22 protein-coding genes are annotated in these 24,295 nt (G+C 74.8%); 13 read left to right on the forward strand and 9 right to left on the reverse strand.

Annotation, left to right across the window (positions count from 1 at the left end):
- Positions 1-188 precede the first annotated feature (188 nt).
- From POF43_RS02595 to POF43_RS02610, 4 genes are all read left to right on the forward strand, one after another.
- Entirely contained in the window at positions 189-1,151 is a 963-nt protein-coding gene (locus tag POF43_RS02595) for a metal ABC transporter solute-binding protein, Zn/Mn family (protein WP_271324526.1), read from the forward strand.
- Between the two features lie 128 nt (positions 1,152-1,279).
- The gene (locus POF43_RS02600; protein WP_372515783.1) at positions 1,280-2,239 is read left to right on the forward strand and encodes a metal ABC transporter ATP-binding protein; all 960 of its coding nucleotides are present in this window, start codon (positions 1,280-1,282) and stop codon (positions 2,237-2,239) included.
- Entirely contained in the window at positions 2,226-3,167 is a 942-nt protein-coding gene (locus POF43_RS02605) for a metal ABC transporter permease (protein WP_271324524.1), read from the forward strand. Before POF43_RS02600 ends, POF43_RS02605 begins: the two co-directional genes overlap by 14 nt.
- Positions 3,164-4,009 carry a metal ABC transporter permease gene (locus tag POF43_RS02610; RefSeq protein ID WP_271324523.1) on the forward strand — a complete coding sequence of 282 codons (846 nt, stop codon included), beginning with the start codon at positions 3,164-3,166 and terminating at the stop codon, positions 4,007-4,009. Before POF43_RS02605 ends, POF43_RS02610 begins: the two co-directional genes overlap by 4 nt.
- A 165-nt stretch (positions 4,010-4,174) precedes the next feature.
- Here POF43_RS02610 and POF43_RS02615 read toward each other — a convergent pair whose 3' ends face one another.
- Complete coding sequence (locus POF43_RS02615; RefSeq protein ID WP_271316118.1) at positions 4,175-4,939, reverse strand: metallophosphoesterase family protein; 765 nt, start codon at positions 4,937-4,939, stop codon at positions 4,175-4,177.
- Between the two features lie 427 nt (positions 4,940-5,366).
- Here POF43_RS02615 and POF43_RS02620 point away from each other — a divergent pair, with 427 nt between their 5' ends.
- Positions 5,367-6,308: a glycosyl hydrolase family 18 protein gene (locus POF43_RS02620; protein ID WP_271325991.1), complete on the forward strand. Its 942-nt coding sequence runs from the start codon at positions 5,367-5,369 to the stop codon at positions 6,306-6,308.
- Positions 6,309-6,440: 132 nt separating this feature from the next.
- Here POF43_RS02620 and POF43_RS02625 read toward each other — a convergent pair whose 3' ends face one another.
- The gene (locus POF43_RS02625) at positions 6,441-7,013 is read right to left on the reverse strand and encodes an ATP-binding protein (RefSeq protein WP_271324151.1); all 573 of its coding nucleotides are present in this window, start codon (positions 7,011-7,013) and stop codon (positions 6,441-6,443) included.
- Between the two features lie 202 nt (positions 7,014-7,215).
- Between POF43_RS02625 and POF43_RS02630 the strand changes: the two genes are divergently transcribed.
- From POF43_RS02630 to POF43_RS02640, 3 genes are all read left to right on the forward strand, one after another.
- Positions 7,216-7,998 (forward strand): GntR family transcriptional regulator, encoded by a 783-nt coding sequence (locus tag POF43_RS02630; RefSeq protein WP_271314572.1) that lies wholly within the window; start codon positions 7,216-7,218, stop codon positions 7,996-7,998.
- 34 nt (positions 7,999-8,032) lie between these two features.
- The gene (locus tag POF43_RS02635; protein ID WP_271324154.1) at positions 8,033-8,749 is read left to right on the forward strand and encodes a YdcF family protein; all 717 of its coding nucleotides are present in this window, start codon (positions 8,033-8,035) and stop codon (positions 8,747-8,749) included.
- 116 nt (positions 8,750-8,865) lie between these two features.
- Complete coding sequence (locus tag POF43_RS02640; protein WP_271324152.1) at positions 8,866-9,879, forward strand: small ribosomal subunit Rsm22 family protein; 1,014 nt, start codon at positions 8,866-8,868, stop codon at positions 9,877-9,879.
- A gap of 70 nt (positions 9,880-9,949) precedes the next feature.
- On the opposite strand, the gene POF43_RS02645 is transcribed toward POF43_RS02640, so the two are convergent.
- From POF43_RS02645 to POF43_RS02660, 4 genes are all read right to left on the reverse strand, one after another.
- Positions 9,950-11,485: a phytoene desaturase family protein gene (locus POF43_RS02645; protein WP_271314574.1), complete on the reverse strand. Its 1,536-nt coding sequence runs from the start codon at positions 11,483-11,485 to the stop codon at positions 9,950-9,952.
- Positions 11,486-11,713: 228 nt separating this feature from the next.
- The gene (gene ddaH / locus POF43_RS02650) at positions 11,714-12,490 is read right to left on the reverse strand and encodes a dimethylargininase (RefSeq protein ID WP_271314583.1); all 777 of its coding nucleotides are present in this window, start codon (positions 12,488-12,490) and stop codon (positions 11,714-11,716) included.
- Positions 12,491-12,693: 203 nt separating this feature from the next.
- Positions 12,694-13,158: a hypothetical protein gene (locus POF43_RS02655; RefSeq protein ID WP_271324153.1), complete on the reverse strand. Its 465-nt coding sequence runs from the start codon at positions 13,156-13,158 to the stop codon at positions 12,694-12,696.
- 348 nt (positions 13,159-13,506) lie between these two features.
- A complete protein-coding gene (locus POF43_RS02660; RefSeq protein ID WP_271314576.1) occupies positions 13,507-14,175 on the reverse strand; it encodes a biliverdin-producing heme oxygenase in 669 nt (222 codons plus the stop codon).
- Positions 14,176-14,478: 303 nt separating this feature from the next.
- On the opposite strand from POF43_RS02660, the gene POF43_RS02665 reads away from it, so the two are divergent.
- Complete coding sequence (locus POF43_RS02665) at positions 14,479-15,174, forward strand: bifunctional DNA primase/polymerase (RefSeq protein WP_271314577.1); 696 nt, start codon at positions 14,479-14,481, stop codon at positions 15,172-15,174.
- Between the two features lie 103 nt (positions 15,175-15,277).
- On the opposite strand, the gene POF43_RS02670 is transcribed toward POF43_RS02665, so the two are convergent.
- Both POF43_RS02670 and map read right to left on the reverse strand, forming a co-directional pair.
- The gene (locus tag POF43_RS02670; RefSeq protein ID WP_271326035.1) at positions 15,278-16,312 is read right to left on the reverse strand and encodes an SCO2278 family lipoprotein; all 1,035 of its coding nucleotides are present in this window, start codon (positions 16,310-16,312) and stop codon (positions 15,278-15,280) included.
- A gap of 260 nt (positions 16,313-16,572) precedes the next feature.
- The gene (gene map, locus POF43_RS02675) at positions 16,573-17,430 is read right to left on the reverse strand and encodes a type I methionyl aminopeptidase (RefSeq protein ID WP_271314579.1); all 858 of its coding nucleotides are present in this window, start codon (positions 17,428-17,430) and stop codon (positions 16,573-16,575) included.
- A gap of 82 nt (positions 17,431-17,512) precedes the next feature.
- Here map and POF43_RS02680 point away from each other — a divergent pair, with 82 nt between their 5' ends.
- From POF43_RS02680 to POF43_RS02690, 3 genes are all read left to right on the forward strand, one after another.
- Positions 17,513-17,704 carry a hypothetical protein gene (locus tag POF43_RS02680; RefSeq protein ID WP_271314580.1) on the forward strand — a complete coding sequence of 64 codons (192 nt, stop codon included), beginning with the start codon at positions 17,513-17,515 and terminating at the stop codon, positions 17,702-17,704.
- Between the two features lie 47 nt (positions 17,705-17,751).
- Positions 17,752-18,501, forward strand: a complete 750-nt coding sequence (npdG, locus tag POF43_RS02685) for an NADPH-dependent F420 reductase (RefSeq protein ID WP_271314581.1) — start codon at positions 17,752-17,754, stop codon at positions 18,499-18,501.
- A 301-nt stretch (positions 18,502-18,802) separates the two neighbouring features.
- Positions 18,803-18,997 (forward strand): hypothetical protein, encoded by a 195-nt coding sequence (locus POF43_RS02690; protein WP_271318776.1) that lies wholly within the window; start codon positions 18,803-18,805, stop codon positions 18,995-18,997.
- A gap of 213 nt (positions 18,998-19,210) precedes the next feature.
- Here POF43_RS02690 and POF43_RS02695 read toward each other — a convergent pair whose 3' ends face one another.
- Positions 19,211-19,996 (reverse strand): site-2 protease family protein, encoded by a 786-nt coding sequence (locus tag POF43_RS02695; RefSeq protein WP_271318775.1) that lies wholly within the window; start codon positions 19,994-19,996, stop codon positions 19,211-19,213.
- 440 nt (positions 19,997-20,436) lie between these two features.
- Here POF43_RS02695 and POF43_RS02700 point away from each other — a divergent pair, with 440 nt between their 5' ends.
- Positions 20,437-24,159 carry an AfsR/SARP family transcriptional regulator gene (locus POF43_RS02700; RefSeq protein ID WP_282704375.1) on the forward strand — a complete coding sequence of 1,241 codons (3,723 nt, stop codon included), beginning with the start codon at positions 20,437-20,439 and terminating at the stop codon, positions 24,157-24,159.
- The last annotated feature ends 136 nt before the right edge of the window (positions 24,160-24,295 follow it).

The raw sequence follows: 24,295 nt of genomic DNA on the forward strand, positions 1-24,295 counted from the left end.
CTGCGGCACGCCCGCGGCCTCCCGGCCTCCAGCAGTACGCCCGTGGGACGACGGGAGGCGCGACGCGCGGCGGGCGCGCGGGTACGTCAAGAGTTGGCAACGATTGTCATCTCACTGTCCGGTCGGGTGGTGGTGAAAATCGTTTCCAATTAATCTGATCGGGCAGTCAACCCGAGGAGATCCGCGCCATGCCCCCCGCCGCCGTCCGCGCCCGTATATCCCGCGCGGTCCTGCCCCTGCTCGCCGTCGCCGTCCTGGGCGGCGCGGCCACCGCCTGCGCGACCACCGCGCCCGGCGCGGCGGGCGGCGGCAGCGGCACCGGCGGCACCGGCCGCGTCATCCAGGTCGTCGCCGCGGAGAACTTCTGGGGCAGCATCGCCGGCCAACTCGGCGGCAGCCACGTCCACGTGACGAGCGTCATCACCAACCCGGCGACCGACCCGCACGACTACGAGCCCACCGCCGCCGACGCCCGCACCGTCTCCATGGCGCGCGTCGCCGTCGTCAACGGCATCGGCTACGACACCTGGGCCGACAAGCTGCTGGCCGCCAACCCCGGCGGCGACCGCACCGAGCTGACCGTCGGCGACGTCGTCGGCGTCAAGCCCGGCGGCAACCCGCACCGCTGGTACTCCCCGCCCGACGTGCGCGAGGTCGTCGCCGCCATCACCGCCGACTACCGCCGCGCCGACCCCGCCGACGCCGCCTACTTCACCGCCCGCCGGGCCGCGTTCGACACCACCGCCCTCGCGCCCTACGACCGGCTGATCGCCGACATCAGGGCCCGCTGGGCCGGCACCCCGATCGGCGCCTCGGAGTCCATCGTCACCCCGCTCGCCCAGGGCCTCGGCCTGAAGACGCTCACCCCGCAGTCGTTCCTCGACGCCATCAGCGAGGGCTCCGACCCCACCGCGCAGGACAAGGCGACGATCGACCGGCAGATCACGAAGAAGCAGATCAAGATCTACGTCTACAACAGCCAGAACTCCACCCCCGATGTCCAGCAGCAGGTCAGGGAGGCGAAGATGGCGGGTATCCCGGTGGCCACCGTGACCGAGACCCTCTCGCCGGCCGGCGACTCCTTCCAGCAGTGGCAGGTGCGCCAACTGCGCGACATCGAGCGGGCCCTGGCGAAGGCCACCGGAAAGTGACCCGGCCGCCGCCGCCCCACCGGCGCGCGGCCGACCGGCAGGGCCGGCCGACCGCCGGCCGGACCCACGACGGGCCGACGCGCCCCCGACAGACCGAAAGCGACCGTTAAGTGACGGTGAGTCAGATGATGGCACCCCCCATTCCCCCGCAGTCGCGCGGCGGTGAACCGGCCGCGCCCCCGGTACTGCGGCTGCGCGGCGCCGGTGTCCGCGTCGGCGGCCGCACCCTGTGGTCCGGCGTCGACCTGGCCGTGGCCCCCGGCGAGTTCACCGCCATCCTCGGACCCAACGGCGTCGGCAAGTCCACCCTGCTCAAGGCGGTACTCGGGCTGCGCCCGCTCGCGCTGGGCTCGGTCACCGTCCTGGGCGGCGCACCCGGCACCGCCGGCCGCCGCGTCGGCTACCTGCCGCAGCGCCGCAGCTTCGACCCCGGGCTGCGCATCCGGGGCCGCGACATCGTCCGCATGGGCCTGGACGGCGACCGCTGGGGCGTTCCGCTGCCGCTGCCGTCCCGGTTCGGCGCCCGCCGCCGCGCCGAGGCGGTCCGGGTCCAGGAGGTCATCGACCTGGTCGGCGCCACCGGCTACGCCGACCGGCCCATCGGCCAGTGCTCCGGCGGCGAGCAACAGCGCCTGCTGATCGCCCAGGCGCTGTGCCGCAAGCCCGAACTCCTCCTGCTCGACGAGCCGTTGGACAGCCTCGACCTGCCCAACCAGGCCGCCGTCGCCGCGCTCATCGGCCGCATCTGCCGCGAGGAGGGCGTCGCCGTCGTCATGGTCGCCCACGACGTCAACCCGATCCTCGGCCACCTCGACCGCGTCATCTACCTCGCCGAGGGCGGCGCCGCCACCGGCACCCCCGCCGAGGTCATCACCTCCGCCACCCTCACCCGGCTCTACGGCACCCCGGTGGAGGTGCTGCGCACCAGCGACGGCCGCCTGGTCGTCGTCGGCGGCCCCGAGGCCCCGGCCCTGCACTCCGACCGCCACGACACCGCCGCCGGGCCCAGGACGCCGGCCGGCGCACCGCGCGCGACCGGGACACCCGAGGCGCCCGCGCCGGAGCGGACCCGCCGTGCCGCTCGCTGACGCCGGCCTGACCGCCTGGTCGTGGAACCCGCTGACCGACATCCAGGTCATGTGGTCCTACCCGTTCATGGTCAACGCCTTCCGGGCCGGCGCGGTGATCGCCGTGCTGTCGGCGGCCGTCGGCTGGTTCGTGGTGCTGCGCCGCCAGACCTTCGCCGCGCACACCCTGGCCGTCGTCGGCTTCCCCGGCGCCTCCGGGGCGGTCCTGGTCGGGGTGGCCTCCGGCTACGGCTACTTCGCGTTCTGCCTGGCCGCCGCCGTGGTCATCGCGATGCTCCCCGGCGCCGGCCAGGGCCACGGTGAGGAGAGCGCGCTCATCGGCACCGTCCAGGCGTTCCTGCTGGCCTGCGGCTTCCTGTTCGTCGCGCTCTACAAGGGCTTCCTCGGCGGCGTCGACGCCCTGCTGTTCGGCAGCTTCCTGGGCATCGGCGACGGCCAGGTAGTGCTGCTCGCGGTGGTCGCCGTCGTCGTGCTGGCCGTGCTGGCCGCCGTCGGACGGCCGCTGCTGTTCGCCTCCGTCGACCCCTCGGTCGCCGCCGCCCGCGCCCTGCCGGTACGGGCGCTGTCGGTGGTCTTCCTGGTGCTGCTGGGCGCCGCCACCGCCGAGGCCAGCCAGATCACCGGCTCCCTGCTGGTCTTCGCCCTGCTGGTGATGCCGCCGGCCACCGCGCAACTGCTCAGCCCGCGCGCCGCGGTCAGCCTGCCGCTCGGCATGCTCATCGGCCTGGCCGTCACCTGGCTCGGCCTGACCGCCGCCTACTACTCGCCCTACCCGGTCGGCTTCTTCGTCACCACGTTCGCCTTCGCCGCCTACGTCCTGGCCCGCGCCGCCCGCACCGCCGCGACGGCCTTCGGCGCACGCGGCCCCCGCCCGGGCACCGGAGCGACGGGCGGTACGCCCCACGCCGTCGAGGAGGCCGCCGCGTGATCGCCGCGCTGTCCCACCCGTTCTTCCTGCACGCCGTCCTGGCCGGCACCGCGATCGCCGCCGCCGCCGGGCTGACCGGGTACTTCCTGGTGCTGCGCGCCCAGATCTTCACCGGCGACGCCCTCAGCCACACCGCGTTCACCGGCGCGCTGGCCGCGCTGGCGGTCGGCTGGGACCTGCGGATCGGGCTGTTCGCCGCCACCGTCGGCGTGGCCCTGCTGCTGGGGTTCCTCGGCAGCCGCAGCAAGGCCGACGACGTCGCGATCGGCAGCGCGTTCGCCTGGATCCTCGGCCTGGGCGTGTTCTTCCTGACGCTCTACACCACCCACCGCTCCACCTCCGACGGCAACGCGGGCGTCAGCGTGCTGTTCGGCTCCATCTTCGGCCTGTCCGCCTCGGCCGCCTGGATCGCGGTGGCCGTCGCCGCCGGGGTCTGCGTGGCGCTGCTGGTCCTGGCCCGCCCGCTGCTGTTCGCCTCGCTCGACGAAGCGGTGGCCGCCGCCCGCGGGGTGCCGGTCCGGCTGCTGGGCCTGGCGTTCCTCGTCCTGGTCGGCGCCTGTGCCGCGGAGGCCACCCAGGCGGTCGGCTCGCTGCTCCTGCTCGGCCTCCTCGCCGCCCCGGCCGGCGCCGCCCAGCGCCTCACCGACTCCCCGTTCCGCGCCCTCGCGCTGTCCGCGCTGCTGGCCGTCGGCGAGATGTGGACCGGCCTCGCCGTCGGCTACGCCGTCCCCGGCGTCCCGCCGAGCTTCGCCATCATGGCCGCCGCGACCCTGGTGTTCGCCGCCACGTTCCTGATCCGCCGCCCGGACACCGGTACGGCCGCGGTGACGGCGACGGCGTGAGGCAACGGACCACGGGCGCGGGCCGGCACCGTACCGGGCGTACCGCGGCGGACGGCGTACCGCGGCGGCCCCGCGCGCCGTCCGCCCACCGGCCCACCGGCCGGCCCGTCCTGGACCCGTGAACCCCTGACGACCCGTGCCCCCCGACGCCCCCCTACCGCCCCCCTACCGCCCGTCCCTCGGGCCGAACGCGTCGAGCGCCTCCTCCGCGGTCGCGGTGGCGCGGACGTACTCGCGGGCCCACGCGGCGGCCTGCGGGTAGCCGGAGCGCGCGGTGATCGTGGCGGCGGCGGCGTCGACGTCGTAGCGGGTGCGGCGCAGCTGGACCGTGTCGCCGGGGCCGAGCAGGGCCCAGTGGGCGCCGGGACGGCCGTAGGGCATGCCGACGCTGCCGGGGTTGACCACGAGGCGGCCGTGGGTCAGGCGGGCGAACGGCATGTGGGTGTGGCCGCAGACCACCGTGCCGATGCCGGGGTCGAGGCCGTCGAGCACCTCGGCCCAGCGCGCCGGGCGGGAGTCGACGAGCACGACCTCCTCGTCGTCGCGCGCGGTCGCGTGGCAGAACAGCACCCGCCCCACACCGTCCACCTCCAGCTCCACGCCGGTGGGCAGCGCCGCCAGCAACGCCACCTGGTCCTCGCGCAGTTGGGCCGCGGCCCAGGGCGCGACCGGGTCCGGGACCGCGCCGCCGGCACCGCGCCGCAGCTCGACGAGTTCGCGGTCGCCGTTGCCGCGCACCCACAGCGCCCGCTCGCCGAGCGACGCCAGCAGATCCAGCGTCGGCACCGGCATCGGCCCGGCCGCCAGGTCCCCGGCGAGCACGACACGGTCCGCGCCGCGCACGTCCGGCTCGGCCAGCACCGCCTCCAGCGCCGGCAGCACGCCGTGGATGTCACTGATCACGGCGACGGTGCGCACGTTCGACGTCATACGCCCCATCCCATCACCGCGTCCCCGCCCCGGCGCACCCCCACCGCGCCAACGCCCCTTTCCCGGCCGGATTCCGCCCCTCGCCCGACCGGAAGGACCGCCCGCGCGGCGCGGCCGAACGCCTCCGCCCGGACCGCTGTCGCCGCGCAACGCACCCCGCGATCAGCCGAGTTGCCGGCCGCGGGGGAGCGGGAGCCGCCGTCGTCCCGGTCGCTGTCGGGAGGAGCCGGGTAGCGGACAGGCGTACGAATCCGGCCAGTTCGCGGTCCGGACGAACGGGGGCGGTTGTGGACATCGTTGTCAGGGCAGATGACAGAGGTATTGACGGTCTGGAGCTTTGCGCGGAGTGTCGGCACCAGCAGTTGCACGAACCGCTCCACCTGTACCAGGGAAGACCCCCCACCACCCCCTGCACCAGGAGTACGCAATGCGCCTCATGGCCTCCCGTCCCAGACGCCGCGTCACGCTGGCGTTCGCCGCCGCCGCGACCGCGATCCTCACCGCCTTCGCGCCCTCCGCCGCCTCGGCCGCCGCCGCGGCCCCCGCGCTGACCGGCACCGAGCACGTCGTCGCGTACTACCAGACGCAGTACGACAACGGCACGTACGTCTCGCCCTCGCCGCTGAACGGCATCGCCACCGACGTCGAGGTGGCCGCGTTCCACCTCAACGGCGACGGGACGATCCACCTCAACGACGACCCGCCGTCGGACCCGAAGTTCAACCAGATGTGGACCGACCTCGCCGCGATGCAGAGCAGCGGCGTGCGGGTCGAGGCGATGCTCGGCGGCGCGGCGGCCGGCTCGTACGCCAACCTCCACAACGACTTCAACACCTACTACGCCCTGTTGAAGAACACCCTGCAGACCTACCACTTCAACGGCATCGACCTCGACATCGAGGAGTCGTTCTCGCTCGCCGACACCGAGCACCTGATCAGCCAGCTGCGCACCGACTTCGGCAGCTCGTTCGTCATCACGCTCGCACCGGTCGCCAGCGACCTGTCCGGCGGTTCGTCCTTCTCCGGCGGCTTCAGCTACAAGCAGCTGGAGAGCGACATGGGCTCGCAGATCAACTGGTACAACGCGCAGTTCTACTGCGGCTGGGGCGACCTGTCCTCCACCTCCGGCTACGACGCCGTGCTGGCCAACGGGTTCGCCGCCTCCCGCGTCGTCGCCGGCACCGTCACCAACCCCGGCACCTGCTCCGGCTACGTCGACCCCGGCACGCTGGCCGGCACCGTACGCTCCCTCGCCTCGGAGCACTCCGACTTCGGCGGCGTCGCCGGCTGGGAGTACTTCAACGCCGAGGGCGTCAACGGCGGCGGCCCCGCCAGCTGGTACGGCAACGTCCGCGACGCCATGGGCTGACCGACCCCCGGCACCCCCGGCACCCGCCGGCCCCGCACTCGCCGCCCGTCACCCGTTCCCCCGGCGGGCGGCGGGCGGCGACCGTCGCAGCGCCTGGGCTGTCCCGGTGGACGACCGGGCTGACCACCGTGTTCACGCCCACCGGTCCGCGGCGTGCCGCGTGAAGGCCGGCCCGGGTGTGCTCGCCCCCACCGGTTGCCGGGGCGCGGCGAGCGGCATCCGCCGGTACGTCGGCGGCAGGGGCGTCGGTGCCGCCCGGCGCACCCTGGCGACGCCCGGTCCGGCGCACAGTTCCGACCAGACGATCTTTCCGCGCCCCGGGAGGACGACGACCCCGAAGTCCCGGCTCAGGGCGGTGACGATGCCCAGTCCGCGCCCACCCTCGTCGGGGTCTCGATCGGCTTGCGCTTCGCGGTCCGTCGGCACGGTGTCGTTGTCCCAGACCTCGATGAAGAACTTGTCCCCGCTGATCCTCGTCCGCACGGCGATGACGGGCAGCGTCTCCGGGACGCAGCACGTCCGGTCCCGCTCGGGCCGTCCCGTCGCCTCGACGGCGTTCGTGACGAGTTCGGACACGATGAGCCGGGCGTCGTCCAACAGGTGCGGGACGGCCCAGGACAGCACCGTGTGGCGAACGTGGGCGCGGGCGCAGTGCGGTGCCGTCGGCGTCGCGGCGAGCTTGATGCGGTTGACGAGTGACTGCATGGCGAGACCCCCTCGGTGGGTCGGGCGGTGAGGACCGACAGCGCTGCTGTTCCGGACGCGGGATCAACCACGAGCAGGGAAGCGCCTTTCGGGCGCTGCCCCAGGACTGCGTCCCCTTGAGGAGACTGTGCGCTCGCAATCCCGAAGGTGTCAACAGTCCTAGGACTGTGTGGTTCACTCTCCCTGGTGAGAGGAGTGCTGCATGGCACCGAAGTGGCGCGAGCTGGCCGACAGGATGGCCGAACGGATCAGGACCGGTGAGTTCGCACCGGGACAGCGGTTGCCGCACATCAGGGACCTGGTCGACGCCGGGGAGGGCTCCAGGGCCACCGTGCACGCCGCCTACAAGGCGCTGGAGGCGGAAGGGCTGGTCACGTCATCCCGCGGCCACGGGACGGTCGTGCGCCCGCGGACCCCGCTCGAGCGCCTGGGTATGGAGCGTTATGACAAGGCCAAGTGGCGCGACGGTGACGAGGTCGCCTTCATCGCGGACCGGGTGGCATCCGGACGGCCCCACCGCCGCGGCGAACAGACCCAGACCGTCAGCCGGGTGGAGGCCACCGCGCCTGTCGCTGCCGCGTTCGGTCTGCCGGTGGGGGCCCCGGTCTACGCCCGCGCCCGGTTGGTCAAAGAGGGCGAGCGGCCGACCCACACCCTGACCAGCTACTACCGCCCGGAGCACGTGGAAGGAACCCGGATCGTCGATCCGAGTCCGGGTCCGGCGGGCCGCGGCGGCGGCTTCCGGGCGCTCTACGACGCCGGGTACGAGATCGACCACATGCGGGAGGAGCTCTTCGCCCGGGTGCCGACGCGCGAGGAGGTGAAGCTCCTGCTGCTCCCTGCCGGTGAACCCGTGGTGGAGTTGCGCCGGACCACGCGCATCGCCGACGGCACCGTGGTCGAATACGCGATCGGCGTGCACGCCGCCTCGCGCTTCGCGTGGTCCTACGACTTCAAGGTCCCCGACTCGGCTCGCACCCCGTAGCCGGCTCGCACCCCGCGGAAGGAGCAAAGGCATGGTGTTCTCACCGCAGACGTGGCAGGACGCCCAACGGGTCTGGGACTACCACCGGATGGACCACCGGGTGCGCCCGTGCTCGGTGGCCGTCGGCCTGGGCAGTCACGACGTGGGCGTGGCCGACGCCTCTGCCGGGCTGTACCACCGCGGGATGGTCCCGCTCCTCGTCTTCACCGGCGCCAACAGCCCCACGACGCGGGAGCGGATGCCCCAGGGCGAGGCGGTGCGCTACCGCGAGCGCGCCCTGGAACTGGGAGTGCCGGCGGACGCCGTGCTCGTCGAGCCCCGGGCGCGGAACACCGGCGAGAACATCGCCTTCTCCCGGGCCCTGCTCGAAGACCGCGGCGTCCCGGTCGGGTCGGTACTCCTGGTGAGCAAGCCCTATGAGGAACGGCGGGCCTACGCGACCGCCCGCAAGCTCTGGCCGCAGGTGGACGTGGTGAGCGCGTCGACCTCCGAGAACCTCGACGAGTACGTCGGGTCGATCGGCGACGCGCGGTTGGTCGTCGACATGCTCGTCGGCGCTCTGCAACGGCTGCTGATCTACCCGGCGGAAGGGTTCATGATCGAGCAGGAAGTGCCGGCGGACGTGCTGGACGCGTACGAGCGGCTGTGCCGGGCGGGCTTCACCGGCCGGCTGGCGCCCGTGGGCGCGCGCCGGGCGCTGGACGAGGACGGTCGCCCGCCGGGCCGCGGTTCCCGCGCCCCGGGCCACTGACCTGCGATCCCGGGTCGGACGGCCCGGGAGGCGAGCCGGCCCCCTCACCGGTGCACGGCGACCCGTTCCCCCGGCGGGCGGCGGGCGGCGACCGTCGCAGCGCCTAGGCTGTCCCGGTGGACGACCGGGCTGACCTCACCCTTGACGACGAACTGCGCGCGACGCTGGCCGCGCGGCTGGACGGTATCGCGCCCAAGCAGGCGGCCCGGGCCGTCGAGCGGCTGATCGCCAGCTACCGGGGGCGGACCCCGACCGACGCGCCGGTGCTGCGCGACGAGGCCGACGTGACCGCCTACGCGGCGTACCGGATGCCGGCGACGTTCCAGGCGGTGCGGGCGGCGCTGGCGGCGTTCCGGGCCCGGGCGGGGGAGTGGGCGCCGCGCAGCCACCTCGACGTCGGCGGCGGCACCGGTGCGGCGACCTGGGCGGTGGCGGACGCCTGGCCGCAGCCGTACACCGCGACCGTGCTGGACTGGGCGCAGCCCGCGCTGGACCTGGGGCAGGCGCTGGCCGCCGGCGCCTCGCACCTGGCGCTGCGCACGGCGCGCTGGCAGCGCCAGGCGATCGGCGCCGCGCTCACCCTGCCCGCCGCCGACCTGGTCACCGTCAGCTACGTACTGGGTGAACTCGCCGACGCCGACCGGGAGTCGGTGATCGCCGCGGCGGCCACCGCCGGCCGGGCGGTGCTGGTCGCCGAACCCGGCACGCCCGCCGGATACGCCCGGATCCTTGAGGCCCGGGCGCGGTTGACGCAGGCCGGCTTCACCGTGCTGGCCCCCTGCCCGCACGGCGACAGCTGCCCGCTGACCGGTGACGACTGGTGCCACTTCGCCGCCCGGGTCAGCAGGTCCGCGTTGCACCGGCAGGTCAAGGGCGGCCAACTGGCCTACGAGGACGAGAAGTTCTCCTACGTCGCCGCGATCCGCGACCTGCCCGGCGCCGGGCCCGCCGCCGGCCGCGTCGTGCGGCACCCGCAGATCCGCAAGGGCCAGGTCCTGCTGGACCTGTGCGAGGCCGACGGCGCCGTGCGCCGGACCACCGTCTCCAAGCGGCACGGCGACCTCTACCGGGCCGCCCGCGACACCGACTGGGGCGACCCGTGGCCGCCGCCCCAGCCGGACGCCGGGTAACGGCACCGCGTATGAGCAGTCGTGACGGCACGTCAGACATGACGCGTCGTTAACTGCCGTACCGCACGCGTCAGTCGGACTCCAGGACCGCCATCGCCGCGTTGTGCCCCGGCACCCCGCTGACGCCGCCGCCGCGCACCGCGCCCGCCCCGCACAGCAGCACGTTGCCGTGCGCGGTCTCCACGCCCCAGCGCCCGGTGCCGTCCTCGGCGTAGGGCCACGACAGGTCGCGGTGGAAGATGTGGCCGCCGGGCAGGCCGACCTCGCGTTCCAGGTCCAGCGGCGACTTCGCCTCCACGCAGGGGCGGCCGTCGGCGTCCCGCAGCAGGCAGTCCTCCAGCGGTTCGTCCAGCACCCCGTCGAGCTGGGCGACGGTCGCCCGCAGCAGCGCCTCCCGGGTGCCGTCCGGGTCCGCGTCGAACAGCCGGGCCGGCGCGTGCAGCCCGAACAGCGTCAGCGTCTGCGCGCCGGAGGCGACCAGCTCGGCCGACAGGATCGACGGGTCGGTCAGCGAGTGGCAGTAGATCTCCGACGGCGGTGCCGCCGGCACCTCGCCGGCCGCCGCCTGCCGGTACGCGGTCGCCAACTGGTCGTAGGACTCGGCCACATGGAACGTCCCGGCGAACGCCTCGCGCGGGTCGACGCCGCGGTCGCGCAGCCGCGGCAGCCGCGACAGCACCATGTTGACCTTCAGCTGGGCGCCCTCGGGCCGCTCCGGTTCCGGCTCGTCCAGCAGCGCGGCCAGCGCCCGCGGCGAGGCGTTCACCAGCACGTGCCGGGCGTCGACCGTACCGCCGGCCCAGCTGACCTCGGCCCGGGTGCCGTCGGTGCGCACCGCGGTGACCTCGGCGCCGGTGACGATCTCCGCGCCGGCCGAGCGCGCCGCGCCCGCCAGCGCGTCGGTGAAGGCGCCCATGCCGCCGATCGGCACGTCCCAGTCGCCGGTCCCGCCGCCGATGACGTGGTAGAGGAAGCAGCGGTTCTGCCGCAGGGACGGGTCGTGCGCGTGGCTGAACGTGCCGATGAGCGCGTCGGTCAGCACCACGCCGCGCACCACGTCGTCGTCGAAGGCGGCCTCCACGCTCTCCCCGATCGGCCGCTCGAACAGCGCCTGCCACGCCGCCGGTTCGTCCACCAGGCGTTCCAGCTCGGCGCGCGACGGCAGCGGCTCGGTCATGGTGGGGAAGACCCGGGCCGCGACCCGGCCGGTCATCGCGTAGAAGCGCTGCCAGGCGTCGAAGTCGTGGTCGGAGCCGGTCAGCCGCCGGAAGCTGTCGCGGGTGCGGGCCGCGTCCTCGACGTCGACCAGCAGGCCGCCGCCGTCCGGGGTCGGGGTGTAGGAGGAGATCCGCCGCCGCCGCACCGCGAACGACAGTCCCAGGTCGTCGACGATCTTGCGGGGCAGCAGGCTCACCAGGTAGGAGTAGCGCGACAGCCGCGCGTCCACCCCGCGGAACGCCCGGGTCGACACGGCCGCGCCGCCGGTGCCCGCCAGCCGTTCCAGCACCAGCGTCGAGCGGCCCGCCCGGGCCAGGTAGGCGGCCGCCACCAGCCCGTTGTGGCCACCGCCGACGATCACGGCGTCGTACGAGGTGCGCTCGGGCATGGACCCTCCGAAGTCGAAGATCGGTTACGGTCCCGCACGCTATCCGCGATCCGCACGCCGCGCACCACCCGCGGCGCCCGCCCGCGCGACGCCCCCCGTGCGGCGCACCACCGCGCGGTCCGCCGGCCGCCTCGGCGCCTGCCGCGAGCGGCCCGGCCGCCTCAGGGCCCGGGTGCGGTTCGTTGGCCACGGGCCTGCCCCGGGAGGAACAGGCCCGCCGCGCCGGGATCAGTCCCGCAGCTCCTGCGTGACGCACTTCACGCTGCCGCCGGCCTTGTGCAGCTCCGACATGTCGACCGGCACCGGTTCGAACCCGCGCTCGCGCAGCGGCTGCACCAGCCCGGTGGCCTGCACCGGCAGGATCACGTGCAGGCCGTCGCTGACCGCGTTGAGGCCGAACGCGCGGGCGTCGTCCTCGGTGGCCAGCAGGGCGTCGGGGAACATCCGGGCCAGTACCGCCCGGCTGCCGGCCGAGAACGCCTCCGGGTAGTACATGACCTCGTCGCCGTCGAGCACCGCCAGCGCGGTGTCGAGGTGGTAGTACCGCGGGTCGATCAGCTCCAGGCCGATCACCGGGCGGCCGAAGAACTCCTGCGCCTCGGCGCGCACCGCCGGACTGCTGCGGAAGCCCGCCCCGGCCAGCACCCACGACGCCGTCGGGGTGAAGTCGCCCTCACCCTCGTTGACGTGCTCCGGCTCGTGGATCTCGGTGTAGCCGTGCGCGCGGAACCACTCCAGGTGCGCCGGAGCCTCGTCCCACCGCTCGGCGTTGGCGAACCGGGCACCGAACACCTTGCCGTCGACCACGGTCGCGCCGTTGGCCGAGAAGACCATGTCGGGCAGCCCGGGCACCGGTTCGAGGATCTCGACCGTGTGCCCGAGCGCCCGGTAGCGGTCCCGCAGGTCCTCCCACTGGAGCAGGGCGACCGCGGTGTCCACCGGCTTGGCCGGGTCCATCCAGGGGTTGATGGAGTACGTCACCTGGAAGTGCGCGGGTGGACACATCAGGTAGCGCCGTGGTGCGGCGACGCGATTCGTGCGCAATGAGGGCTCCTCATGGTTGAGGCTCCGGTGGTACGCGGGTTACGTACGCGCACAAATGGTCCTCCCCCACGCGCCGAAATGCACGAGCCGGACGGGTGAAGATTGCGCGTCATGTGACGGCCGTGCAGCGTGTCGCCTTTACAACTTCCCCAGGGTGACGCGACTCACAGGCCGGCGGCCGCCTGGACGGCGTCCGCCGGGAAGGCGGTGGCGGGGAAGGAGGCGATCAGCTGGTCCAGCTCGTCACGCCAGTAGCGGTGGATGTTGAGCCGGGTCGCCTTGGCCTCGCCCGGGAACTGCACGTACATCGAGCTCCACAGCGTGGCCCGCTTGATCCGGCCGACCGGCATCGCGTGGCGCGGGAAGACGGCGACGATCTCGCCGGGGCGGTTGGTCCAGCGGCTGGCGCTGTTGACCACCACGGAGGTGTTGGTGAGGGTCAGGAAGTAGAACCGCCGGGTGAGGGCGACGATCAGGCCCACGAACGGGATGCGGTCGAAAAGCGTGTTGAGCCAGGGGCTCGGACCGGTCTCCGCGTGGACGCAGGCTATGAAGGTCTCGCCGGCCGGGGCCGCCTGGGAGAGCTTCTCGATGACCTGGGCCTTCTGGGTCGCCCGGAGAATCGCCATGAACTACCGTCCTGTGCAAGTGCTGTTGATCCGCCGAAGGGTGACGGGGAATCGCAGACAGTAGCAGTATGGGCAGACAATTCCGGCCGGGCGGCCCGTCACGGACCTCCCGGTGGTAATGCGGCGGCCCCGGGCAGCGTGACGTCGCACGATGCCGCGCGCTGCCGCGAGATGCCGCCGGGCCGTGATCCGGGTCCTCGCGCCGGAGCGTCCTTCGGGGCGTCAGGGCGTCGCCGCGGTGCGCCGGGAGGGGCGGTCCGGTCCCGCGCCGGAGGGGTCGTCGGGGCGTCAGGTCGCCGCCGGAACGCACCGGCCGGCCCGCCTCCCGCCCCTGCCCCGGAAGCGCCGTCAGCCGGCCTGCGCGTGGTGCGGGAAGAGCCCGCCGAGGTCGGCGAAGACCGCTGTGTTCAAGGTGAACGCCGTGCGGCACTCCTCGACCACCCGCTCGCGCTCCGCCTCGTCCGCCGCGAACGCGTCCAGCGCCTCGCGGTACTCCCGCTTGAACGCGGCCGGGCTGCCGAGTTCCTCGAAGACGTAGAACCGCACGCCGTCGCCCTTGTGCTCCAGGCCCCAGGTCCGCTCGGCGATGCCGCGCACGACCTGGCCGCCGGACAGGTCGCCGAGGTAGCGGGTGTAGTGGTGCGCGACGTAGCCGGCCGGCCAGTCGCTGGCCACCTCGGTGACGCGGGCCGCGTAGGCCGCGGTGGCCGGCAGCGGCCGGGCGGTCCGCCGCCACCCCGGCCCCGACAGGTGGTCCAGATCACGTTCCAGCGCGGGCAGCCGGGTCAGTTCCGGGCGCAGGAACGGGCCGGCCACCGGATCGCCGGCCAGCTTGGCCGCGCCGGCCTCCAGCGCCGCGTAGACGAAGTACAACTGCTCGGTGTAGCGCGCGTACGCCGCGACCCCGAGCCGGCCGCCCAGCAGGTCCGCCATGAACGGCGACGCCTCGGCCCGCGCGTGCTGTTCCTGCGTCGCCGCGCGGATCAGGGTCGAGAACGGGGTGGTGGTGGCGGTCACGAGGGGCCTCCGAGCGGATCGGGCCGGGGCCGGACGGCGCGCCGGTCACCCGGGACACTTCCCGACGCGGTGTCGGGAAAAACCGCTCGGCCGGAAAAACCACCCGTTCCGTACCCAACGCCCGCCACACCGGCCCCGACCGCCCCGGCCGGACCCGGCGGGCCGGCGGCCGTCCGGCGCCGCGCGCCCGCCTCGCCGCCGCACCCGACCACCCCGGCGCCGCGCGAGCGCTTCGGACGTAGCAGGATGGACCGTGGATTCCGGGCGGGACGAACCTGCCCGGACCACGTGGAAAGGGGCTCGATGGAACGCGGTAACAAGGTGTCGCGATGGCTGCGCAGGCGCCCCGGCGCGGCGGGGGCCGACACCCCGGCCGGTTCGGCCGAGCGCGACCGGCTCCTGCTGGCCGCCGTGGCCGCCGCGTTCCGGGTGGCGCCAGCCGCCCGTCCCAGCGGCTACGGCTGCTCGTGCGACCGCGTCGGGTGCCCGACGCCCGGCATGCACCCGGTCTCCTTCGCCTGGCAGACCGAGGCCAGCGCCGACCCCGAACGCGTCACCCGCTGGCTGCGCGCCGACCCGCGGTCGAACTTCATCAGCGCCACCGGCACCGGCCACGACGTGCTCGACGTGCCCGCCGAGGCCGGCCGGCTCGCGCTGGCCCGGCTGGACGCCCGGGGGACCGCCACCGGCCCGGTGGCCCGCTACGGCGAGGACCGCACGCTGTTCTTCACCGCCAGCCGCGGCACCCCGGACGACGAGGACGAGTGGTGGCCTTGCGAGCTGGACTGCCATCCGGAGACCCTGGAGGAGCACCCCGGCCTGCGCTGGCACTGCCGCGGCTCCTACGTGCTGCTGCCGCCGTCCCGCCTGCCGGACGGCACCGCGGTCGACTGGCTGCGCCCGCCCCTCCTGCCGCTGCCCGACCCGCTGACGCTGCTCGACGTGCTCACCGACGCCTGCGCCCGCGTCGCCGTCCCGGAGGCGGACGGCGCGGTGTGATTGTCGCGCCGCCGGTTGCGGCCCATCGTTGCCCGTGCGCGGCGCTGTCCCGGAGGCGGAGGGCGGCGTGCCTCCCGCCCCGCCCCGCCCCGCGCCGTCGGCCTCAGGCGCCGCGGGCGTCGATCAGCTGGGAGATCTGGGCCAGGAACCGCACGGCGGCACCGCCCCTGGCGCCGGCCGGCGGGACTTCGGCGCCCTCCTCGGTGAAGGTGTACTCGGTGATCGACTTGTGCACCGGGCTGGTCAGCTGCGCCGTGACGTTCTGGTCGGTCACCTTCAAGGTGCCGCTCGCGATGGTCTGCTCGCGCTGCGTTTGGCTGCTGAAGAACACCAGCGCGCCGCCGTCCGTCAGGCGCACCGCCACCGCCGGGTAGCGCTTGGGGTCGCCGGTCTCGTCGGCGAACTGGGTGGCGACGCCCTGCTGGGGCCGCAACTGCGCCCGCCGTTCGGCCCGGGCCCCGGTGGTGGCCGGTCCGGGGGCGAAGGCGGCGGCCCCGGTGCCGCTGTGCAGGTAGGCGGCGTACCGGGCGCCCAGCTCGCCGGGCTGCACCGCCAGCGAGGTCCCGGCCGACGGCACCGGCTCCGCGTACCCCTGGCGGTCGGTGGCGAAGTCCGGGTCGGCCCCGGCGCCGGTCGCCACCAGGTACGACACGGTCCACGGCCGGGCGGCGGCGCTGTGGGTGAAGACCAGGATCCACCGCCCGTTGTCGCGGTTCTCCCCGGTGTCGGCCACGAACCACTTGGGCCAGCCGACCTGGCGGGGTATCAGCAGGCGGGTGTCCGTCAGCACCAGCGGCTTGTACTGCGGGTTCCCGTTCGGGTGCAACGTGTGCTGCCCGCGGATGTAGCTCTCGTCGACGGTGTACATCGGGCCGCTCTCCACCTGGGAGTTGAGCGACGGATCGAGCTTGATGTTGGCCCGGTTGCCGACCGAGACGAACCGGGCCAGCGCCTTGCGGGCGTCCGCCTTCGACACCGACGGGATCAGCGCGGTGCGGCCGTGGACGGTCACGCAGCCGGTGGCCGCCGAGGACAGCAGCAGGACGGCGGCCAGCGCGGACAGCCGGCGGGAGTACCGCCGGGCTGCGGCCGGTCGGCGCGGGGACAGCGGCGGTCGCACGGCGCACGGCGCGGACATCGGGACGTCGGCTCCTTCACGGGGGCGGACCCCCAGGGGGACGGGGCGCCGGGCGGCGGGGCGGCACCGGGCGGGGAAACGCCGCCAGATTACCGGGCGTTGTCCGGCCCGCGTGCGCTCCCCGAGGTATCCGCGCCCCGCCGCGCACCGGTCACCGGCCCGGCGCGGGCGAACGTTCCCCGCGGCCCGTTGCGGAGGCACCCCCGCGGCCCGTTGCGGCGGCGCCCCGCGGTCCGTCAAGGCGGCGCCGACCCAATCCGTTACGGCAGCGTCAGCACCTCGGCGCCGGTGGCCGTCACGACCATGGTGTGCTCGAACTGGGCCGTGCGCCTGCGGTCCTTGGTGACCACCGTCCAGCCGTCCTCCCACACGTCGTAGTCGTAGCTGCCCAGCGTCAGCATCGGCTCGATGGTGAACGTCATGCCCGGCTGGATGACGGTGGTGGCGTGCGGGGAGTCGTAGTGCGGCACGACCAGCCCGGAGTGGAAGGAGGTGTTGATGCCGTGGCCGGTGAAGTCCCGCACCACGCCGTACCCGAAGCGCTTGGCGTAGGACTCGATGACCCGGCCGATGATGTTGATCTGCCGGCCCGGCTTGACCGCCTTGATCGCCCGGTCCAGCGACTCCCGGGTGCGTTCCACCAGCAGCCGCGACTCCTCGTCGACCTCGCCGCACAGGTAGGTGGCGTTGGTGTCGCCGTGCACGCCGTGGATGTACGCCGTCACGTCCAGGTTGACGATGTCGCCGTCGCGCAGTTCGGTGGAGTCGGGGATGCCGTGGCAGATGACCTCGTTGAGCGAGGTGCAGATCGACTTGGGGAAGCCGCGGTATCCCAGGTCGGACGGGTAGGCCCGGTGGTCGCACATGTACTCGTGCGCGATCCGGTCCAGTTCGTCGGTGGTCACCCCGGGCCGGATCGCCGCGGCGGCCTCCTGCATGGCCCGCGCCGCGATCCGCGAGGCGATCCGCATCCGGTCCACCGTCTCGGCGTCCTGCACCTCGGGGCCGGTGTACGGGGTGGGGCCGGGCCGGCCCACGTACTCGGGGCGCGGGATGGCGGACGGCACCCTGCGGGGCGGGGACAGCGTGCCGGGGGTGAGGAGCGACTGGCCAGACATGGCAGCGAGTGTATCGGCGCCATCCCGGGCACGATGGCGGGCAGGGGGCCGTGACGGCGGCCCACGGCTCCAGGAGGACGACATGGGACTGTTCAGCGGCAAGCCGACCGGCAAGGCCGGCGAGTGGTACTACTGCGTCAAGCACCACAAGGTCGAGGAGGGCCCCGAGTGCGCCGGCCGCGACCGGATGGGCCCGTACCCCAGCCGGGAGGCGGCCGCCAACGCGATGGCGACGGTCTCCGAGCGCAACGACGAGTGGGATGCCAAGGACTGACGGCGACCAGCGGGAACTGGCGGCTACCAGCGAGTAGGGTTCCGGTCATGACCAATGACGCGAACGCCCCCGCCCAGGACGCCGCGGCCTCCGCCGCCGACCCGAAGGGCCCCGCCAAGGCGCCGGCCAAGGACCCCTGGGACCTGCCGGACGTCTCCGGCCTCGCCATCGGTGTACTCGGCGGCACCGGTGACCAGGGCCGCGGCCTCGCGCTGCGCTTCGCCCTGGCCGGCCACCGGGTCGTCATCGGCTCCCGCGACGCCACCCGCGCCGGGACCGCCGCCGCCGAACTCGGCCACGGTGTCGAGGGCCTGGACAACGCCGGCTGCGCCCGCGCCTGCGACGTGGTGATCGTCGCCGTGCCCTGGGAGGGCCACGCCAAGACCCTGGAGGCGCTGCGCGAGGAACTGGCCGGCAAGCTGGTCGTCGACTGCGTCAACCCGCTCGGCTTCGACAAGCAGGGCGCCTACGCCCTCACCCCCGAGGAGGGCAGCGCCGCCGAGCAGGCCGCCGCCCTGCTGCCGGACTCCCGGGTAGCCGCCGCCTTCCACCACCTGTCGGCCGTCCTGCTCCAGGACCCCGCCGTGGAGACCATCGACACCGACGTCATGGTCCTCGCCGACCGCCGCGCCGACGCCGAGACCGTCCAGGCACTGGCCGGCCGCATCCCCGGCATGCGCGGCGTCTTCGCCGGCCGGCTGCGCAACGCCCACCAGGTCGAGTCGCTGGTCGCCAACCTGATCTCCGTCAACCGCCGCTACAAGGCGCACGCCGGGGTGCGGCTCACGGACGTGTGAGCCGGTGCGGCGCGGCGCGTGAGCGCGGGCCGGGTGCGGCTTGCCGACGGGTGCGTGGGCGCGGGGCCGGGATGTGATCCGGTGCGGGGCCGACGGGTGCGTGGGCGCGGGGCCGAGGTGTGAGCCGGTGCGGGCCTGAGCGTGGGCCGGGTGCTGGTCCGGCGCAGGAGTCGGCGCGGGGCCGGAGTCCGGGCGGGCGCGGGGCCGGGGGAGGCCGGCGGTCGGGGCGGAGGGCGCGGCGGGCATGAGGGACCATGGGGAAGAATGGCCGAGCAGCCCTACCGATCCTGGAGCGTCCCCCATGGCCCCCGCCGCCCCCTTCGGCCCGACCGGTCGACTCGCCTGGTTCGCCGCCGTCGTCTGCGTGCTGGCGGTGGCCGCCGCCGTCGTGTCGTTCGCCCGCGGCAGCCTCATCGGCATCGTGTGGGTGCTGCTGGCGGGCCTGTCCAGCAACATGGCCTGGTACTACCTGCGCAAGGCCCGCGCCTCCCGCTGACGGTCGCCTCGCGTCCGGCGGTGCTCCCGCTTGGCGGCGGGGGGCCGAACGGCGGTTCCTCGCGCCGACGAGCCCTCCCGCCGGACGGCGTCCGCCGCCGATGGTGCCTCGCGCCGACGGTGTCCGCCTCTGACGGGTCCACCGCCGGCGGTTCCTCCCGCCGGACGGTGTCCGCCTCCTGCGGTCCCTCGCCGGCGGTGTCCGCCGGGGCCGTCACAGAGTCGGCGCGCCGTGCCAGAACTGGAACCAGGCGTAGCCGTTCGCCGCGTAGTAGTCCGGCACGTTGAGCGTGTTCATGATCCCGTATATGAGGTCCCAGAAGCCGGCGTTGACCGTCGGGATGTACAGGCAGCCGAAGACCGCGATCATGCCGAACGGCGCGAACGGCTCGACCTGGCGGCGCACGCCGTGCGACAGCCACGGCTCGATCACGCCGTAGCCGTCCAGGCCCGGGACCGGCAGGAAGTTGAGGATCGCCGCGCTGATCTGGAGCAGCACCAGGAACGCCAGCGCCGAGCGGAACGGGGTCGGCAGGCCGTCCGCGGGGCCGCCGAGCGCGAACGCCACCACCAGCAGCAGCGCGAACAGCACGTTGGTCAGCGGACCGGCCGCCGAGACCAGGCTGTGCTTCCACCGCCCCCGGATCCGGCCGCGCTCGATGAACACCGCGCCGCCCGGCAGGCCGATGCCGCCCAGGATCACGAAGACCACCGGCAGCACGATGCTCAGCGCCGCGTGCGTGTACTTCAGCGGGTTCAGCGTCAGGTAGCCCTTGGCGCCCACCGAGATGTCGCCGCCGTGCAGCGCGGTCCTGGCGTGCGCGTACTCGTGCAGGCACAGCGAGACGACCCAGCCCGACACCACGAACAGGAAGACCCCGAAGCCGGTGTTGATCGAGTACCCGTCCCACACCGCCCAGCCCGACACGCCCATTATCAGGGCCAGGCCGATGAATACGGGACTGATCCGGCGCTCATGGCTGGCCGCTGCGGTCGTCATGCGCGGACGGTAGCACCCGCCCCGCCCCGCGCCCGCCCGCGCCCGTCGGCGCCCCGGTGACCCCGGTCACGGCGGCCTCCGGGGCCGGGCCGCGACGGCTTCCGGGGCCGGGGCGCGATGGCCTCCGGGTCCGGGGAGCGAGAGCCTCCGGGGCCGGGGCGCGAGGGCTTCCGGGGCGGGCCGTGACGGCCTCCGGGGCGGGCCCCGGGGGATTTCCCTCGCCGCCCGTGACGGTCCCCGGCCCCGGCGGCGGTGGCTCCCGTTCCCCGGCCGCTACGGCTTCCTCGCCGGCCGGGAAGCCCTCCGGCCCCCGCCCCGGCGCCCGGCGGCCTTCGGCGGCACCCGGCGGAACGTCCCGCGGAACGCCCCGCGGACCGGCGCACCGCCCCCGGCCGGAGGCTTCGCCGCCGCTCGCACCGCGCGTCCACCAGAATGGGGGGATGCGCATCAGCCTGTTCGGCCCGGCCCGGGCCCACCGTGACGACGGCACGTCCGTGTCCCTGGGCGGAGCACGGCTGCGGGCCCTGCTGGCGGCGCTCGCGCTGCGCCCCGGCCATACCACCGGCGCTGGCGCGCTGATCGCCGAGGTCTGGGACGACGACCCGCCCGCCGACGCGGCCGGTGCCCTTCAGGCGCTCGTCGCCCGGCTGCGCCGTGCCCTCGGTGCCGGCGCGGTCACCTCCGTCGACGGCGGCTACCGGCTGGCCGCCACCCGCGACGACGTCGACCTGTTCCGCTTCGAACGCCTGGTGGCCGACGGCGCCCGCGCGCTGGACGACGGCGACCCGGCGAAGGCGGCGGCGCTGCTGGACGACGCCCTCGCGCTGTGGACCGGCCCGCCGCTGGCCGACCTGCCCGCCCGCACCGGCGAGGCCGCCCGCTGCGGGGCGCTGCGCGACGACGCGATACGTCTGCGGCTGACCGCCGGCCTCGCTCTGGGCCGTGCCGAACGCGTGCTGCCGGAACTGGCCGCCCTGTGCGCCGAGCAGCCGCTCAACGAGGCGCTGCACACCCTGCACATCCGTGCCCTGCGCGACGCCGGCCGCACCGCCGACGCCCTCGACGCCTACGGCACCGTCCGGGCCGCCATCGCCGACCGCCTCGGCACCGACCCCGGCCCCGAACTGCGCGCCCTGCACGGGGAGTTGCTCCGCGGAACGAGCGAGCCGCCGCTGCGCGCCAAGGCGCCGGCCGGCCACCGCGGCGCGAGCCCGGCCGGCGCGAGCCCCTCCGAGGTCGACGGCCGCTCCGGCACGGGCCTCCCCGGCAGCGGCAACCACTCCGACGGGAGCCACTCCGACGGGAGCCTCTCCGGGGGCGGCAGCCACTCCGGCGGCAACCACTCCGTCGGCAGCCACCCCGGCTCCGGCACCGGCCGCCCCGGCCCCGCGCACCCCGATGCGTCCGCCGGCTCCGCGCACCCCGCCGCGCCCGCCGACCCCGGCTCCACCCACTCCGCCGCGTCCGCCGACCCCGGCCCCGCGCACGCGCCCCGCCCTGCGCCGACGTCCGGCCCCGCGCACGACCCCGGCTCCGTGCAAGCGCCCGGCTCCGCGCACGCGGCCCGCCCCGGTGCCGTCCCGCCGGAGGCGCCCGGGCGGCCCGGGGGCAATCTGCGGGCCCGGCTGACCAGCTTCGTCGGACGGGAGGCGGACCTGCGCGGCATCGGCGAGGACCTGGCGGCCGCCCGCCTGGTGACGCTCACCGGGCCCGGCGGCTCCGGCAAGACCCGGCTGTCGCAGGAGGCCGCCGACCGGTTCGGTGAGCGCTGGCCCGGCGAGGTCTGGCTGGCCGAGCTGGCCCCGGTCGCCGAGGGTGCCACCGTCGCGGAGGCGGTGCTCAACGCCCTCGGGCTGCGCGAGATCGCCCTGCACTCCACCGCCGACAAGGCGCTGGCCGCCGAACCCCGCGACCCCGACCCGGTCCGCACCCTGACCGAGTACTGCGCCGGCCGCCGCCTGCTGCTCGTGCTGGACAACTGCGAACACGTCATCGACGCCTGCGCCGCCCTCGCCGAACGCCTGCTGACGCACTGCCCCGGCGTCACGGTGCTCGCCACCAGCCGCGAACCCCTCGGTGTGCCGGGGGAGTTGACCCGCCCGGTCGACCCGCTGCCGGTGCCGACCGCGCTGCGCCTGCTGGCCGACCGGGGTGCCGCCGCCCGCCCCGGCTTCACCCCGGACGACGACCCGGGCGCCTGCGCCGAGATCTGCCGCCGCCTGGACGGCCTGCCGCTCGCCATCGAGCTGGCCGCCGCCCGGCTGCGCATCCTGACGCCACGTCAGATCGCGGAGCGGCTCGACGACCGCTTCCGCCTGCTGACCGCCGGCAGCCGTACCGTGCTGCCACGCCAGCAGACGCTGCGCGCGGTCGTCGACTGGAGCTGGGACCTGCTGGAACCGGCCGAACGCGCCCTGCTGCGACGGCTGTCGGTCTTCTCCGGCGGCTGCGACCTCACCGCCGCCGAAGCGGTCTGCGCCGGCGGCGGGGTCGAACCCCTCGACGTGGCGGCCCTGTTGGGCGCGCTGGTCGACAAGTCCCTGGTGGTGGCCGACTTCAGCGCCCCCGCCGCCCGTTACCGCACCCTGGAGACCATCGGGGAGTACGCCGCCGACCGGCTCACCGAGTCCGGCGAACGCGACGCGGTCGAGCGCCGGCACCTGTCCTACTTCCGCGAGTACGCCCGCACCGCCGACCCCTACCTGCGCGGCCCCGAACAGCTGCGCTGGCTGGAGCTGTTCGAGCGCGAGCACGACAACCTGCGGGCCGCGCTGCGCCGCGCGGTCGACGCCGCCGACGAGCCCGAGGCGCTGCAACTGGCCCTCGCCTGCGTCTGGTTCTGGATGATGCGCAACTACCGGACTGAGATCCGCAGTTGGCTGCCGGCCGTCGCCGCGCTGGGACCCGACCCGTTCGCCGTGCCCCGGCCGGCACTGCTGCCGCTCGACCTGACCCCGCTGGAGGTCGAACTGCCCTTCCCGCCAGGCCAGCTCGACGAGGCCCGCCGCTGGATCCGCACCGCCGGCATGGCGGTGTGGGAGGAGAGCCTGGACCACCTGGCGCGCGGCGACGACCGGGAGTTCGGCGCCGCCGTCATCGCCGCCTACCCGCCGCACCTGCCGCAGTCCGGCGCCCGCCCCGGCCTGGTCCGGCCGTTCGCCGCCTTCCTCACCGGCGACTTCGACCGGCTGATCGTGCTGCTGGACGAACTCGTCGACGCCTGCCGGGCCCACGGCCGGGTCTGGGAGCTGGCGTTCGCCCTCCAGCTGCGGGCCAAGGCGCTCGACGACCGGGCCGGCGAACGGGACTTCATGGGCGACGTGCGCGAGAGCCGTGAGCTGTTCGCCCGGGTCGGCGACCGCTGGGGGATGGCCGAGGCGCTGTCCGCGCAGGCCGAGTCGGTGAGCCGGCGCGGCGACTGGCAGGACACCGCCCGCTGCTGCCGCGAGGCGATGGCGCTCGCCCGCGAACTCGGCGCCCACCAGCAGGTTCCCGAGCTGACGGTCCGGCTCGGTGAGGCGGTGCTCAACGGCGGCGACCCGCAGGAGGGCGAGAGGCTGCTGCGGGCCGGCGTCGACGAGGGCCTGCGGATGGGCCAGAGCGCGATCGGCGCGGTCTTCCACGGCCGCATCAGCCTGGTCGCCTGCTTGTGCCACCAGGGCCGGCTGGCGGAGGCCGGCGAACTGGTCGACCTCATGCTGGAGCCGGCCACCACCCTGCCGCAGGAGCTGGTGCGCGGCGTCCTGCTGTGCGTCAAGGGCTGGCTGGCCGCCCGGGCCGACCACGGCGACCGCGGCCTGGAGCTGGCCCGCGCCGGACTGGACGACCTGTACGCGCACCCGCTGGCCGAGATCTTCGTGCCGCGCATCGGCATGGTGATCCTGCCGGTGGTCACCGCACTGCTCACCCGCGTCGCCGAACACGACCCGGCCGCCGCCGACCCGCGCACCCCGGTCCGCGCCCGGCACGCCACGATGCTGCTGGCCGTCAACCGCGGTGTCCGGCCCAACCAGACCGTTCCGCTGGAACGCGCGGAGATGGCCCTCGCCGAGACGGTGTGCCGCGCGGTGCTCGGCGACGACGCCTACACGGCCGCGTACGCCGAGGGCGGCGGCCTCACCCCGCAGGAGGCCGCCGCCCTGGTGCGCGACGCGTTGAACTGACGTGACGCCACGCGACTGACGCGACGTCACATCCCGGACCCGACTTCGGACGGCCGGCGCCATGTCGCCGACGCGACGCGACCCGCCTTCCGGGGCGGAGGGATATGACCCGCGTACCTGACGCGACGTCACATCC

It is taken from the genome of Streptantibioticus silvisoli, assembly GCF_027947535.2.
GTDB lineage: Bacteria > Actinomycetota > Actinomycetes > Streptomycetales > Streptomycetaceae > Streptantibioticus_C > Streptantibioticus_C silvisoli.